Genomic DNA, 12,748 nt, shown 5'->3' with positions numbered 1-12,748 from the left:
ACCATCGCGAAGCTGCATACAGCGCACACCATCAGCATGAGTCAGCCCGTTTTTCCTCCTGGCATCCCAGCGCGGCCCACATCCACCACATCCACCACATCCTCCACATCTCCACCCCCTCTTCCACCTCCTGCACCAGCTCCGCCGTCATCCGCGTCGTCATCCGCGTCGCCATCCCCGTCCTTGGAGCAGATCGTTCGCATCGCTCATGAACAAGGGCATTCCGATGTTCACCTTGGGATTGGGGAGAGTCCACGATTTCGAGCCCGCGGCGAGATCATTCGCTCTGATTGGCCTCCCACCCAACCCAGTGAGTTTCAGGACTGGCTCAGAGAATTGCTCACTCCACAGCAGATCGACCACTTCAGACAGGGCAAAGAGTTCGACGGGGCGCATGCTTTTTCTTTTGTGAGGGTGCGCATCAATTTGTTTGATGCACTGCGGGGCGCGGCGATGGTGTTGCGCCTCATCCCTCAGACAATCCTTTCTCTGGACGACCTCAAGCTGCCGTCCGTTCTGCAAGAGCTTTGCGCTCGTCCGAAAGGATTGTTGCTTGTGACTGGCCCTACCGGCTCAGGTAAAAGCACCACTCTGGCAGCCATGATTGATTGGATTAATCGCAATCAAAGCAGGCATATCCTCACGATTGAAGATCCCATTGAATTTGTGCATGAAAGCCAGAAGTCGTTAATCCGACAGCGAGAAGTAGGGCGTCATACGCTCCAGTTTCACCATGCGTTGAGAGCGGCGCTACGAGAAGATCCAGATGTGATTTTGATTGGGGAAATTCGTGACAAAGAAACGCTCAGTACGGCGATGGAAGCAGCTCAGACTGGGCATCTTGTGTTTGGGACCTTGCACACGAACTCGGCGGTTAAAACCGTTGAACGTGTCCTTGGCATGTACCAACCTGAAGAACAAGAAAGTGTCAGGCAGTCTTTTGCAGAATCACTCTTGGGAATTATTTCTCAGGGATTAATTAAGAGTGCTGGTGGTAAGCGTGCCGCCTATCACGATCTAATGATTAATACGGATGCCTGTAAGGATTATATTAAAAAAGGTGCCCTCGATGATGTTGAAGACATCATGCGCAGAAGTGATTTCGATGGAATGATGACAGCGAATCAGTCTTTGCAGAGACTTGTGGAGTCTGGCCAAGTGGAAGCTGAGCAGGCGGTTGCTGTCAGCCCTCGTCCGAATGAACTCACGCAGGCGTTAAGAGGTCGGAGTTGAGGTTGTTCAGGCTGCGTTGTTAAACATCCGAACGATCAACAGTGTTGCCATGCCGATCGAAAGCCCGAGCATGGCAAGACGTCCATTCCAGATTTCAGCCTGAGGGGTAAATCCTCGCTTCCAAGCGTTCAATTCGACCGGATCGATTGGCTCTGCCACAACTTTCTGTTGGAGATCAGTGTTAGGAGCCATCAGGAGGATCTCGTGGGACGCCACCTTAAGAGAATAATTTTAAAAAGGGGGTGATGAGCCATACAGGCTTAATGCTTTCTCTAATGGCCATCGCGCTGAGACACCGAGCTCCAGAGAGCTGGGTTCCACGCCTTTTGAGAGTCGACGCAATGCCGCGACGGCAACCATCGCTGCGTTGTCCGTGCAATAGGCCAAAGGCGCGATGTGCACGGACACCCCCTTGCTCTGCCCGGCGCTTTGCATTTGAGAACGCAGCCGCTGGTTGGCGGCAACGCCGCCAACCATGACCAAATGATCAATCCCCTGCTCGAGGCAGCAGCGCAGGCTTCTCTCCACCAACACATCGGCCACGATCTGTTCAAAGCTGGCGGCCAGATCAGCAAGAGGAAGATCCTCAGACTCTCGCTTCAACGCTTCCACATGCCGAAGCACGGCAGTTTTCAAACCGCTGAATGAAAAGTCGTAGGGGTAGAAGCCTCCTCCTGGCTTGGAGACGCGCCCTTTTGGTAGCCGAAATCGTTTGGGATCTCCCTCCAGGGCGATGGCCTGAATCGCGGGACCGCCGGGGTAGCCCAGTCCCATCAGTCGAGCCACTTTGTCGAAGGCTTCGCCGGCCGCATCGTCATGGCTGCGTCCCAGGCGTTTCATGTCTCCATCGAGATCCACGCGAATCAGTTCCGTGTGCCCGCCACTTACGAGAAGCACCAGATAAGGAGCCTGTGGTGGGTGTTCTGCCAAGAACACCGAAGCCAGGTGTGCTTCGAGATGGTGAATGGCCAGGAACGGCTTCTGATGCAGGGCCGCCAGTGTCCTCCCGGTGATCGAGCCCACCATCAGGGCTCCTACAAGGCCAGGTGCGACGGTCGCCGCGATGGCATCGAGGTCGGCAGCAACCAGATCCGCGTCTTTTAAGGCCTGTTCCACGAGGACAGGGAGCGCTTCCACATGCCGGCGCGAGGCAATCTCAGGAACAACCCCACCCCATTGCGCGTGCTCCTCCACCTGGGAGGCGATGCCCTGGGACAACACCGTGAGCTGGTCGCCCTCCTGACGAAGCACCGCCGCGGCTGACTCGTCACAACTTGTTTCGAGGGCAAGCACTATGGGCATGAAGTTGGAGGGGGCTCCCCTACTGTCCGTTTGTGACATCCTGCCGCTTTGGGGCAGGCTCAACAGGAACCGTTCCGATGCGTCGTCTCTTCGCCTTTGCGCTCTCGGCCCTGCTGGTGTTCGGCTTTGCCCCCGTCGCCAAGGCTGATGTAGCGGGTCTGACCCCTTGCGCCGAAAGTGCCCGTTTTCAGCAGCGTGCAAGCGCTGCCGCCACGCCTCAAGCTAAGGCTCGCTTCGAGATGTATAGCGAGGCTGTTTGTGGTGAAGATGGGCTGCCTCACTTGATCGTGGATGGCCGTTGGAGCCATGCCGGTGACTTCGTCTTCCCAGGCCTGATGTTCCTCTACATCACTGGTTGTATTGGCTGGGCGGGTCGTGAGTACCTCAAAGGCACTCGCGGCACCAAGGAGCAGTACATGAAAGAGATTCAGATTGATGTCTCTCTTGCCATCAAGTCCTTGCTGGCCTCAGCTAAATGGCCGATCGCTGCTTTCGGTGAATTCACAAGTGGCAAATTGCTTGAAAGCGACGACAAGGTGACCATCTCTCCTCGCTGAACTCGCACCCCGAAGTCCTTCTCTTTCTCACGATGAAGAAATTTCTTACTACTGCACCAGTCGTTGCCGCGATTTGGTTCACGCTCACTGCCGGAATTCTGATCGAGTGGAATCGCTTTTTCCCTGATCTCCTCTTCCACCCCATGGGCTGATCGTTCCGATCTTTTCGGCCGATTCTTTTGGCCGATTCTTTTGGCCGATTCTTTCGTCCACAAGATCATCAAAAAAGGGGCCCTTGGGGCCCCTTTTTTATTGGGAGACGGTCAAGTTCATCTGTTTCTCTAACGCGGCTAAAGCTGTTTCAAGATCGTCGTTGACGATCACTGCATCGAATTCTGTTTGAGCTGCTAACTCTTCTTTCGCTCTCTTGAGACGTCGCTGGATCGCCTCTTCTGCTTCCGTTCCGCGACCGCGAATCCGATTCTCAAGCTCTTCAATACTTGGGGGTGCGAGGAAGATTTGCATGGCTTCCGGCAAGCTATTTCGAACCTGCCTGGCCCCCTCCAATTCAATTTCAAGAAGCACGGGAATTCCCTTCGCGACGCGCTCGCTGACGGGTTGCCGAGGTGTGCCGTAGCAGTTTCCAGCGAATTCAGCCCACTCCAGCAATCCACCGCTTTGAACGAGTTCGTTGAACCGTTCTTTGGAGTGGAAAAAATAGTGAATTCCCTCGCGTTCCCCCGTGCGAGGAGCGCGCGTGGTGGCGGACACTGAGAGCCATAGTTCTGGATGACGTTCTCTCAGGCGGGCGACCAAGGTGCCCTTCCCTACGCCGCTGGGGCCGGTGAGCACCGTGGGCCTGGCGATTGATCCAGCAGGAGCCATACGTTGCTTGAGACTGCATCGCAGGGTAGGAAGGCTTCCTGTTCAGCCTGTTTTTCAGGCAATCCATGGCCAGCCAAAGTCCGCAAGTGATGGATCTCACCAGCCTGAGGGCTGTGCTGGCGGATTTACGTGCCCGGTTGCTACCGAGCCGATTTGAGAAGGCGCAACAGCCTGATCCTCAGACGCTCCAGCTCGGATTTCGCACCCTGCGAGGAATGATTTGGTTGGAACTGAGCTGGAAAGCAGAGGTTCCCCGGTTGGTTGAAATCGAGCCGCCCCCGAAGCAGGGTGCAGGAAGCACGCTGGCGCAACAGATCCAACATGGGCTCCGCCAACTGGCCCTTACGGAGCTCTGTCAGGAAGGGTTTGAACGGGTCGTGCAATTTCAGTTGGCGCCTCGACCTGGACAGCCTCCCCAGCGCACCTTGGTGCTCGAACTGATGGGGCGCCATAGCAATTTGTTGTTGCTCGATGAGCGGCAACGCATCACGGCGATTGCGCGTCAGGTCCGCTCGCATCAGTCGAGAATTAGGCCGATTGGTACGGGGGATGTCTATAGCCCTCCTCCGGCTCTTCAAGGCATGGCTCCCCGGCTGGATGAGCCTCAGCAGCGCTGGAGAGAGCGCTTAGAGCTGTTGCCGCTAAGCCTGGAAAAGGCGATGCGCAGTGCTTACCAGGGCATTAGTCCGGTGCTGGCGAAGCAGCTGGCTGACCAGCACGACGATGCAGCCAAAGCGCGATTGGCGACAAGCGTTCATGCGCTGAGCGAGCAGGAGTGGCAGCTGTTGCACCAGCGTTGGCAGTGCTGGTTGAAGGCGCTGGAGACCGGCGCGTTTGAGCTGCAGTTTGATGGGCCCAATTCCTATCGCGTTTGGAATCCTGGCTCTGCATCGTTATCTGAAGGGACATCGTTAGAGGAGTGTTCAACGGGTGGGGAGCCCCTCAGCCTTCGTTTGGGTCAGTACTACTCCACCGTTCTCCAGCGTCAGGACTTGAATCGCGCCACGCAGGATTTGCAAAAGCAGCTCAAGCAGTTAAGGACCCGTGAGGAGGCTCTTTTGGCCGACCAGAGGGCTGGTTTAGAGGAGACGGGCGGTGCCGATGACTTGCAACAGCAGGGAGATGCGTTGTTGTGCCAGGTGAGTCCGAATCGGGAGACCATCGATCGCGCGCAGAAGTTGTATGGAAGAGCGCGAAAACTGAGACGGGCGGTGCCAGCGCTGGAAGAACGGCTGCAGCATCACCAAAGCCGCTTGGTCTTGCTCGAGGGCAGTGAAAGCTTTCTCGAAGAGCTCATTGGTGCGGATTGGGATGGGTTAGAGGCGCGCACGAAAAGCCTTCTTGATCTGCGGGAAGAGTTGGATGATCTGTTGGCTCCAAAACGGCTTCGCCGCCGGCGCCGTCAGGGATCGCGTCGCGTGGACCCCCAGCCCCTCGAGATCCGTAGCCCCACGGGCTTGCTGATTCAAGTGGGCCGAAACCATCGTCAAAACGACTGGATCAGCCTCCGGCGGGCACGACCTGGTGACCTTTGGTTTCATGCCCAGGAATGTCCGGGTAGTCACGTTGTGTTGAAGGCTTCGGCTGGTTTTGCGGACGACGACGACGTCACCCTTGCGGCTGACCTGGCGGCATGGTTTAGCCGCGCGCGGGGAAATCGCCGGGTGGCTGTGGTGAAAGCCCCTGTCGAGCATCTCCAACGGATTGCTGGTGCAGCACTTGGAACGGTGCAACACAAAGATGGTGAGGTTGTCTGGGCTGAGCCAGATCGAGCCAGACAGCAACTGATCGCCGGCAAGCTCTTAGCCTGAGCTCACCCACGTGCAGTCGGACTGATCCCTCCCGAGCCGAACGAAAAAACAGTGCTTCCCGCTCCCGAGCCGATCCGGGTGACCCCTCGGCCTGACCAGCTTCCACCCAACGATGTGGAGATGTCCCTGGTCGATCACCTGGAGGAGCTCCGTCAGCGCGTTTTTCGCAGCCTGATTGCGATTGTGACGGGTGCTTTGGCTTGCCTTGTTGCGGTGAAACCGTTGGTAAGGATCTTGGAGGAACCCGCGGGATCGATCCGATTTCTTCAGTTGGCGCCTGGAGAATTCCTGTTCGTTTCGTTCAAGGTTGCCGGTTACGCAGGACTCACCTTGGCGATTCCTTACGTCTTGTATCAAGGCTTGGCTTTCGTTTTGCCCGGTCTCACCCGCAATGAGCGTCGACTCATCGCTCCCGCTGTAGCGGGCTCAGCGGTGCTGTTTTTTGCAGGAATTGCTTTTTCCTGGTGGGCGCTGATCCCAGCGGCCCTTGGCTTTTTGGTGAGCTACGGGGCTGATGTGGTGGAGCCGATTTGGTCGATCGAGCGCTACCTCGATTTTGTGCTTCTGCTGATGCTTTCCACTGGATTGGCTTTTCAGTTGCCCGTTCTGCAGCTACTGCTTGGCTTATTTGGGTTGGTCCGTTGGAAGCGGATGCTCTCGGCCTGGCGTTGGGTCGTGTTGCTGGCAGCGCTGGCCGGCGCCGTTTTGACGCCATCCACCGATCCGATCACGATGTCGTTGCTAGCCGGTGCGATCTCAGGCCTGTTTTTCATTGGCGTCGCTCTCGTGGCGGCCGTGGAACGGTTCAAACCAGAAACTCCTCCAGACGCCCCTCCCCCTGCAGCTGCAGGCTGAGGGCTTTGCCCAGTCGGGGACGGTCCCGTGTGTCGTTTAACCACGAACGCACGTCGCCTGCCTGGCCTAAGCGATTCACCACGTCCAGCACTTGGGCTAGATGGGTGCGGTACTCCTCCTCGTCTAAGGGGAAGGATTGCTGCTCCAGATAGGCCCACATCACTTGGAGGTACATCCGCTTTCGCCTTACAACGACTTGCATGTCGTAGCTGGCTTGCCAGCGCTTCCGCAGCAGGTCAACCACCTCGTCGACCGTTAATGGAGGGATGGATTGTTCCAAGGGTGGGTCTACAAGCACGGAAACGGCTGAGTGGATCATCTAAAAGCCCAGTCGTTGCAAAGCGTGACGGGACCTTTACCCTCCATAATGGACCTCATTCAGTGTTGCTTGAGCGTCAGCCATGACTCAGATGCCAGCTAGTGATGTGCCCGGTATGGGCCGTCGGCAGTTCATGAATCTGCTGACCTTCGGATCCGTCACAGGCGTGGCCCTGGGGGCGCTTTATCCGGTGGCGAACTACTTCATCCCGCCCAGGGCTGCCGGGGGCGGTGGTGGAACCAGCGCCAAAGACGAGCTCGGAAACGCAGTCACCGCGAGCGGCTGGTTGAGTGGCCACGCAGAGGGTGATCGCAGCCTTGTCCAAGGCTTGAAAGGTGATCCCACCTACTTGATCGTGGAAGGCCCTGATGCGATCGGGAGCTACGGCATCAACGCCATTTGCACTCACCTGGGTTGTGTTGTCCCCTGGAACAGCGGCGCCAACAAATTCATGTGCCCTTGCCACGGCAGTCAGTACGACGCCACAGGCAAGGTGGTTCGCGGCCCAGCGCCTCTGTCCTTGGCCTTGGCCAATGTCAGCGTCGACAACGACAACGTGTTTGTCAGTCAGTGGACTGAAACCGATTTCCGGACGGGCGAAAAGCCCTGGTGGTCCTGATCAGCCCCTCCTCTTTGCTGTCTCTTTCCTCCCTCGCTTTCCCATGCGTCGCCTGCTCTCCTCCACATTTGCCGCACTGATCGTCGGTCTTGCTGTCTTCAGCGCACCCGCTGCAAGTTGGGCCTATCCCTTCTGGGCACAACAAAATTACGATTCTCCCCGGGAGGCTACCGGCAAGATCGTTTGTGCGAATTGCCACTTGGCCCAAAAGCTCACTCAGGCAGAAGTGCCTCAGTCCGTTCTGCCTGACAGCGTCTTCAAGGCCGTTGTCAAGATCCCTTACGACACCGGCGTTCAAGAGCTTGGTGCTGATGGCAGTCAGGTCCCCCTTCAGGTGGGAGCTGTTGTGATGCTTCCTGATGGCTTCACGCTCGCTCCTCAGGATCGCTGGACCGATGAGATCAAGGAGGAAACAGAGGGTGTTTATTTCACCGAGTACAGCGATGACCAACCCAATGTGATTTTGGTGGGTCCCATTCCTGGTGATGAGCACCAGGAGATTGTCTTCCCTGTGCTGGCTCCTGACCCCGCGACGGACAGCAGCATCAGTTTTGGTAAGTACTCCATTCACGTTGGTGGAAACCGTGGCCGCGGCCAGGTGTACCCAACAGGTGAGAAGAGCAACAACACCGTCTATACGGCTCCGGCTTCTGGCTCTGTTACTTCCATTGAGCCAGGCGACAATGGGGCCAGCGTGGTCACTGTGAAGTCCGCTGATGGCGCTGAAATTACCGAGACCATTCCAGTGGGTCCCACCCTGCAGGTCTCTGTGGGAGATGTGGTTGAAGCTGGAGCCCCGATCACGAACGATCCCAATGTTGGTGGATTCGGTCAGCTCGATACCGAAGTCGTTCTTCAGAATCCTGTTCGTATCTACGGGATGCTTGCCTTCTTCGCAGCGGTTGCTTTGGCTCAGATCATGCTGGTTCTTAAAAAGAGGCAGATTGAGAAAGTTCAAGCTGCTGAAGGCGTCTGATCAAGGTGATCATTCCCGCTGTCTTCACATCACCTGGGCCCGTGCTTTTTCAGCTCGGGCCTCTTACTTTGCGCTGGTACGGCCTGCTTATTGCCCTGGCGGTACTGATTGGCCTCAATTTATCGAGCTGGTTGGCTAAGCAGAGAAATCTCGAATCGGGATTGATTAGCGACCTTTTGCCGATCCTTGTGTTGGCGGCCATCATCGGCGCGCGTTTTTACTATGTCGCCTTTGAATGGCGCTCCTATCAAAATTCTTGGTGGGACATGTTTGCGATTTGGCAAGGGGGTATTGCAATTCATGGAGCATTGATTGGAGGCACGATCTCCGTGATTTTGTTCTGTCGTTGGCGGAAAGTTTCCTTTTGGGACCTGCTCGATGTTTTGGTTCCATCGGTCATTCTTGGCCAAACAATCGGTCGCTGGGGAAATTTTTTCAATTCAGAAGCCTTTGGGGTTCCAACCCAATTGCCTTGGAAATTGTTCATTCCTTATTCAAGCCGTCCGCCAATCTTTGCCGATTCAGAATTTTTTCATCCCACATTCCTTTACGAATCGATTTGGAATTTGGCGATTTTTATTTTGCTGATGACGCTATTTCAATGGGGGAAGAGCGGTCGGATTCCACTCCCATCAGGCGCTTTGAGTTGCATATATCTGCTCTGCTACAGCCTTGGCCGTGTGTGGATCGAGGGCCTGCGCATTGATCCGCTTTGCTTGGGAGGCGTTCCACCATTTTGCGATGGAGGCTTGAGGATTGCTCAGTTGATGAGCCTCTCATTGCTGCTGCTTGCGGGCTTTGGTTTGTTTTGGCTATACGGGAAACGAAAGTCATTGCCTGATCCAGGCTTGCGCACACCAGGTACTTCATGACCACAGTGTCGATTGTCGGTGCAGGGCCCGGAGCTCCTGATCTCCTTACGCGCCGTGCGGAGAATCGCTTGCAATCTGCTCAGGTTTTGATCTGGACAGATTCGTTGGTGTCGCCTCAGATCGCGGCCTTAGCCCCTGATCATTGCGAAAAGATCCGAAGTAGCACCCTCACGCTTGAAGACGTGCTTCCACTGATGATTGATCGAGCGAAGAAGGGCCTCCAGGTTGTGCGTCTTCATGATGGTGATCCCTGCCTGTATGGAGCTCTTTCAGAGCAAATTTGTGGTTTAAACGACGCTGGTATTGCTGTCGATGTGGTTCCAGGCATCAGCGCTTATCAGGCGACCGCTTCGGCCTTAGGGGCTGAACTCACGATCCCTGGCCTTGTCCAGACCATTGTTCTTGGGAGGGCCGGTGGACGCACGGGGGTTCCAGAAACGGAGAGTTTGGAGAATCTCGCCCGCCTCAAAGCATCGCTCTGTCTCTATCTGAGTGCTCGCCATGTTGAAGAGGTGCAAGCAACATTGTTGAAGCATTATTCGCCTGATACACCGGTTGCTATTGGTCACCGTGTGAGTTGGTCTGATGAATGGTTGCAAGTCGTCCCATTGGATCGCATGGCAGCGATCTCTCGCGAGCAAAATCTGATCCGCACCACTCTTTATGTCGTGAGTCCAGCACTAAAGGCAGGACGGCAGCGCTCCAAGCTTTACTCGCCAGATCATGATCACCTGTTTCGCCCTACTCATTAAGTATCAGGCTTCCCCGTTGTGGTTTAAGATTTGCATTCGGGGCGATTAGCACAGTGGTAGCGCACTTCCTTCACACGGAAGGGGTCACTGGTTCGAATCCAGTATCGCCCATTTCAACCCTTTAATTTCAAAATTACCTCACTCATTGATTGGGTGAACAATTGATCTGGCTGACATTTTGGCGAAACGCAACTAAAATTTTTAAACGGTGAATCCATGGAATGGCTGAGGTTAGGGAAGATATCGATCATTCAGATTTCCGTCAGGACGAACTTGTCTCACTGGGCCGTGTCTTAAAGGAAGAGCGGGAAAGTCAAGGGATAACGTGCCAAGCCTTTGCCGATTCGCTGCGCATGGGCAAAGAGCAGCTTGAAGCTTTAGAGAATGGGGATCGGGACAATCTTCCAGAACCCGTCTTCATTTGCGGAATGCTGCGGCGAGTCGCGCAGAAATTGGGATTGGATCCCGGTCCTCTGGTTCAACAATTCCAAGCTCAGCTCCGTGAGACGAAGGGGGCGCCAGCAAAGCGTGGCAGTTACGAACGCTCCGGATCTGCCGATGCACCCCAGGGCCAGCAGGACGATGCACAGATGGGTCGCTGGATCAGGAATGCAGCCATTCCTTTGCTTCTCGTTGGGGTGACAGCGATCAGCGCTATTGCTTTTCGCGGCAACCGTCAGCAACCAGCAGCAGTGAGCAGCGAGGCAGCAACGGAGCAACCTGTGCCTCAGCCGATGGCAGCCAGTGACAACGGTTCAGCTGTGGACGTGGCGGTTGGCGTCGATAACAACACTCCAGGATCCGTCGCCCTTGATAGTTCACAACCGAGCTGGGTCTCTGTCCGCAATGGGAGTGGAGAGGTGCTCTTTGAGGGCACTCTGAGCGAACTCAAACGGTTTGAGGGCGATCAGGGGCTTGAAGTCTTCGCGGGACGACCCGATTTGGTTCGGTTGCGCTACGGGGATGGCTCACCGAGGGCCTTGGGCAACATCGATCAGTTGCGTTGGTATCCCCTCACCCCTGAACCTTGAGCTTGAGGTTCAATCCGGTGACCTCCTTCAAAATGGGGGCACAGCTTTCCAAGCTCCACTGCTCCACACTCAGATTCTGATCAGCCTGTTCTCCGACGAGCTCCAGGACTAGATCTTCGTTTTGGACGTGGACCCCCAAGGTTTTGACCACCGGCTCTGGACGTCGATCGAGGGCAACCGCCAGCCTGAGCAGTAAGGCCATCTCTGAGACGGTGCGTCGATTTTCACGGCTTTGCAGCGCTTGCCAGGATTCATGCCTCTTTTTGGGAAGGCTGCGGCGGTGATAGCGCGCGATGGCAGCCACCATTAAGTGCTCCGCTTCTGAATAGCCAAGCAGTTCTCCATGGCGAATCAGATACCAGGAGTGCTTGTGATAAGCGCTGAGATTGATGTGTTGCCCGCAGGCGTGAAGCATCGCGGCGGCCCAAAGCAAGTCTCGGCCTGAGCCATCATCACGGTGGAGATGGTCTTTGGTGTTGTCATAAAGAGTGAGGGCATGGGAGGCCACACGCTCGGCTCGCGCTTGATTCACGGCAAAACGCTGCACCTGGTGGATCACGGTGCGCTGTCGGATGCTGCTTTGAAAGCTGAAACGGTCTTCCAGAAGGCCGTGACGCAACATCCAATCAACGATCAGGCCTTCGCGAAGCGCTCGCTCACTCAGAACCAGCTCTTTCGCTCCCAACATCTGCATGCTGGTTTGAAGAATCAAGGCCCCTGGAACGATAATTTCTGCGCGTCGATCATTGATGGGTGACAACCCTTTGCGTTGCTCCGGTGTCATCACCACCAAGCGATCAACCACCCGGTCGAGCCGTTGTTTGCTGACGCGATAACCGTGAAGCTTCAGCGGTGGACGATCCTCCTCACTGGCGGCTAGGGCTCCGATGGCCATTGCGGTGCCACTGGTGGCCACCATCACGGGTGTTTCTTCAGGGGTGATCCTGCGCAGCACTTTGTTGACGGCAGGTTCTAGAGACCCTTGGATGAAGGCTTCCAGGAAGGTCCGACGCTGCCGGGGCATCGGGTCATCTTGGATGAAATCACGTTGGAGTCGTACCGCGCCAACCCTTGTACTGGTGAGTGCTCGAGCATCACGACCATCCGCAAGAATCAACTCTGTGGAGCCGCCTCCGATGTCCAGCACAAGATGCGGACAGTCTCCAAAAGGCATGCCTGAGAGCACCCCTAGGTAGATCAAGCGGGCTTCTTCTGGGCCACTCACGAGATCAACTTCGAGCTCGAGCTGCTCTTGAATCGCCTGCAAAAAGTCCCGACCATTCGGGGCCTCTCGCACCGCGCTGGTGGCTGCGGTCACGATCTGTTCAACCTGATGACTCAGGGCGAGCTCGCGAAAGCGACGAAGCGCTTCGAGCCCGCGTTCGATGGCGGCCTCGGAGAGATTGCCGGTTTCGGGGTCTCGTTCCCCCAACCGTGTGGTGGATTTCTCCGCTAACTCGATGCTGAAGGTTCGCAGCTCCGGATCGACAGAGGCCACCAAGAGGTGGGTGGAATTGGTGCCGATATCGATTGCGGCAATCTTCCGCAAGGCTCGACCGTTTTGAAAGCTCGGCCCTGCTGTCACTTCACGCACCG

General features: G+C 56.1%; 16 protein-coding genes and 1 tRNA gene. 11 read left to right on the top strand and 6 right to left on the bottom strand.

All coding sequences use genetic code 11. The features are described 5' to 3' along the window. Positions 1 to 41: 41 nt before the first annotated feature. Positions 42 to 203, bottom strand: coding sequence for a hypothetical protein (locus tag SYN8016DRAFT_RS15735; RefSeq protein WP_253909794.1), 162 nt, complete (start codon positions 201 to 203; stop codon positions 42 to 44). Between SYN8016DRAFT_RS15735 and SYN8016DRAFT_RS06500 the strand changes: the two genes are divergently transcribed. Next, the gene (locus SYN8016DRAFT_RS06500; protein ID WP_253909793.1) at positions 184 to 1,233 is read left to right on the top strand and encodes a type IV pilus twitching motility protein PilT; all 1,050 of its coding nucleotides are present in this window, start codon (positions 184 to 186) and stop codon (positions 1,231 to 1,233) included. The genes SYN8016DRAFT_RS15735 and SYN8016DRAFT_RS06500 overlap by 20 nt on opposite strands. A 6-nt stretch (positions 1,234 to 1,239) precedes the next feature. Here SYN8016DRAFT_RS06500 and SYN8016DRAFT_RS06495 read toward each other — a convergent pair whose 3' ends face one another. Both SYN8016DRAFT_RS06495 and tsaD read right to left on the bottom strand, forming a co-directional pair. Continuing rightward, positions 1,240 to 1,425, bottom strand: a complete 186-nt coding sequence (locus tag SYN8016DRAFT_RS06495) for a chlorophyll a/b-binding protein (protein ID WP_006853535.1) — start codon at positions 1,423 to 1,425, stop codon at positions 1,240 to 1,242. 39 nt (positions 1,426 to 1,464) lie between these two features. Continuing rightward, positions 1,465 to 2,535 (bottom strand): tRNA (adenosine(37)-N6)-threonylcarbamoyltransferase complex transferase subunit TsaD, encoded by a 1,071-nt coding sequence (gene tsaD / locus SYN8016DRAFT_RS06490; RefSeq protein WP_006853534.1) that lies wholly within the window; start codon positions 2,533 to 2,535, stop codon positions 1,465 to 1,467. A gap of 77 nt (positions 2,536 to 2,612) precedes the next feature. Between tsaD and SYN8016DRAFT_RS06485 the strand changes: the two genes are divergently transcribed. Continuing rightward, positions 2,613 to 3,092, top strand: coding sequence for a photosystem I reaction center protein PsaF subunit III (locus tag SYN8016DRAFT_RS06485; RefSeq protein WP_006853533.1), 480 nt, complete (start codon positions 2,613 to 2,615; stop codon positions 3,090 to 3,092). A gap of 32 nt (positions 3,093 to 3,124) precedes the next feature. Further along, positions 3,125 to 3,244, top strand: a complete 120-nt coding sequence (gene psaJ / locus SYN8016DRAFT_RS06480; protein WP_011620067.1) for a photosystem I reaction center subunit IX — start codon at positions 3,125 to 3,127, stop codon at positions 3,242 to 3,244. A gap of 97 nt (positions 3,245 to 3,341) precedes the next feature. On the opposite strand, the gene gmk is transcribed toward psaJ, so the two are convergent. Next, a complete protein-coding gene (gene gmk, locus SYN8016DRAFT_RS06475) occupies positions 3,342 to 3,917 on the bottom strand; it encodes a guanylate kinase (RefSeq protein WP_006853531.1) in 576 nt (191 codons plus the stop codon). Positions 3,918 to 3,982: 65 nt separating this feature from the next. Here gmk and SYN8016DRAFT_RS06470 point away from each other — a divergent pair, with 65 nt between their 5' ends. Then, positions 3,983 to 5,728, top strand: coding sequence for an NFACT family protein (locus tag SYN8016DRAFT_RS06470; protein ID WP_006853530.1), 1,746 nt, complete (start codon positions 3,983 to 3,985; stop codon positions 5,726 to 5,728). Positions 5,729 to 5,848: 120 nt separating this feature from the next. Next, on the top strand, positions 5,849 to 6,583 hold the full coding sequence (gene tatC / locus SYN8016DRAFT_RS06465; RefSeq protein ID WP_038013892.1) for a twin-arginine translocase subunit TatC: 735 nt from the start codon (positions 5,849 to 5,851) through the stop codon (positions 6,581 to 6,583). Here the strand turns inward: tatC and SYN8016DRAFT_RS06460 are convergent. Further along, on the bottom strand, positions 6,534 to 6,902 hold the full coding sequence (locus SYN8016DRAFT_RS06460; protein WP_006853528.1) for a DUF3067 family protein: 369 nt from the start codon (positions 6,900 to 6,902) through the stop codon (positions 6,534 to 6,536). The genes tatC and SYN8016DRAFT_RS06460 overlap by 50 nt on opposite strands. Positions 6,903 to 6,984: 82 nt before the next feature. Here SYN8016DRAFT_RS06460 and petC point away from each other — a divergent pair, with 82 nt between their 5' ends. From petC to SYN8016DRAFT_RS06430, 6 genes are all read left to right on the top strand, one after another. Then, positions 6,985 to 7,521, top strand: coding sequence for a cytochrome b6-f complex iron-sulfur subunit (gene petC / locus SYN8016DRAFT_RS06455; RefSeq protein ID WP_006853527.1), 537 nt, complete (start codon positions 6,985 to 6,987; stop codon positions 7,519 to 7,521). A 43-nt stretch (positions 7,522 to 7,564) separates the two neighbouring features. Next, positions 7,565 to 8,497, top strand: coding sequence for a cytochrome f (gene petA / locus SYN8016DRAFT_RS06450; RefSeq protein ID WP_006853526.1), 933 nt, complete (start codon positions 7,565 to 7,567; stop codon positions 8,495 to 8,497). A 5-nt stretch (positions 8,498 to 8,502) separates the two neighbouring features. Next, entirely contained in the window at positions 8,503 to 9,369 is an 867-nt protein-coding gene (lgt, locus tag SYN8016DRAFT_RS06445) for a prolipoprotein diacylglyceryl transferase (RefSeq protein WP_006853525.1), read from the top strand. Then, the gene (gene cobM / locus SYN8016DRAFT_RS06440; protein WP_006853524.1) at positions 9,366 to 10,121 is read left to right on the top strand and encodes a precorrin-4 C(11)-methyltransferase; all 756 of its coding nucleotides are present in this window, start codon (positions 9,366 to 9,368) and stop codon (positions 10,119 to 10,121) included. The genes lgt and cobM overlap by 4 nt, the downstream gene beginning before the upstream one ends. 39 nt (positions 10,122 to 10,160) lie before the next feature. Then, positions 10,161 to 10,232 (top strand) — tRNA-Val (locus SYN8016DRAFT_RS06435). A gap of 110 nt (positions 10,233 to 10,342) precedes the next feature. After that, the gene (locus SYN8016DRAFT_RS06430) at positions 10,343 to 11,152 is read left to right on the top strand and encodes a helix-turn-helix domain-containing protein (RefSeq protein ID WP_006853523.1); all 810 of its coding nucleotides are present in this window, start codon (positions 10,343 to 10,345) and stop codon (positions 11,150 to 11,152) included. Here SYN8016DRAFT_RS06430 and SYN8016DRAFT_RS06425 read toward each other — a convergent pair. Beyond that, complete coding sequence (locus SYN8016DRAFT_RS06425; RefSeq protein WP_006853522.1) at positions 11,136 to 12,746, bottom strand: Ppx/GppA phosphatase family protein; 1,611 nt, start codon at positions 12,744 to 12,746, stop codon at positions 11,136 to 11,138. The genes SYN8016DRAFT_RS06430 and SYN8016DRAFT_RS06425 overlap by 17 nt on opposite strands. Positions 12,747 to 12,748: the final 2 nt, after the last annotated feature.

The organism is Synechococcus sp. WH 8016 (assembly GCF_000230675.1).
In the GTDB taxonomy this organism is placed as follows: domain Bacteria; phylum Cyanobacteriota; class Cyanobacteriia; order PCC-6307; family Cyanobiaceae; genus Synechococcus_C.
Note: the sequence above shows the minus strand (reverse complement) of the source record. Positions and strands in the feature narration are given on the sequence as shown.

Bases quoted from the DNA above. Each gene is read 5' to 3' on its own strand.
- SYN8016DRAFT_RS15735 (WP_253909794.1), bottom strand. From the start codon at position 203: ATGCGAACGATCTGCTCCAAGGACGGGGATGGCGACGCGGATGACGAC.
- SYN8016DRAFT_RS06495 (WP_006853535.1), bottom strand. From the start codon at position 1,425: ATGGCTCCTAACACTGATCTCCAACAGAAAGTTGTGGCAGAGCCAATC.
- tsaD (WP_006853534.1), bottom strand. From the start codon at position 2,535: ATGCCCATAGTGCTTGCCCTCGAAACAAGTTGTGACGAGTCAGCCGCG.
- SYN8016DRAFT_RS06485 (WP_006853533.1), top strand. From the start codon at position 2,613: ATGCGTCGTCTCTTCGCCTTTGCGCTCTCGGCCCTGCTGGTGTTCGGC.
- psaJ (WP_011620067.1), top strand. From the start codon at position 3,125: ATGAAGAAATTTCTTACTACTGCACCAGTCGTTGCCGCGATTTGGTTC.
- gmk (WP_006853531.1), bottom strand. From the start codon at position 3,917: ATGGCTCCTGCTGGATCAATCGCCAGGCCCACGGTGCTCACCGGCCCC.
- SYN8016DRAFT_RS06470 (WP_006853530.1), top strand. From the start codon at position 3,983: ATGGCCAGCCAAAGTCCGCAAGTGATGGATCTCACCAGCCTGAGGGCT.
- tatC (WP_038013892.1), top strand. From the start codon at position 5,849: ATGTCCCTGGTCGATCACCTGGAGGAGCTCCGTCAGCGCGTTTTTCGC.
- SYN8016DRAFT_RS06460 (WP_006853528.1), bottom strand. From the start codon at position 6,902: ATGATCCACTCAGCCGTTTCCGTGCTTGTAGACCCACCCTTGGAACAA.
- petC (WP_006853527.1), top strand. From the start codon at position 6,985: ATGACTCAGATGCCAGCTAGTGATGTGCCCGGTATGGGCCGTCGGCAG.
- petA (WP_006853526.1), top strand. From the start codon at position 7,565: ATGCGTCGCCTGCTCTCCTCCACATTTGCCGCACTGATCGTCGGTCTT.
- cobM (WP_006853524.1), top strand. From the start codon at position 9,366: ATGACCACAGTGTCGATTGTCGGTGCAGGGCCCGGAGCTCCTGATCTC.
- SYN8016DRAFT_RS06430 (WP_006853523.1), top strand. From the start codon at position 10,343: ATGGCTGAGGTTAGGGAAGATATCGATCATTCAGATTTCCGTCAGGAC.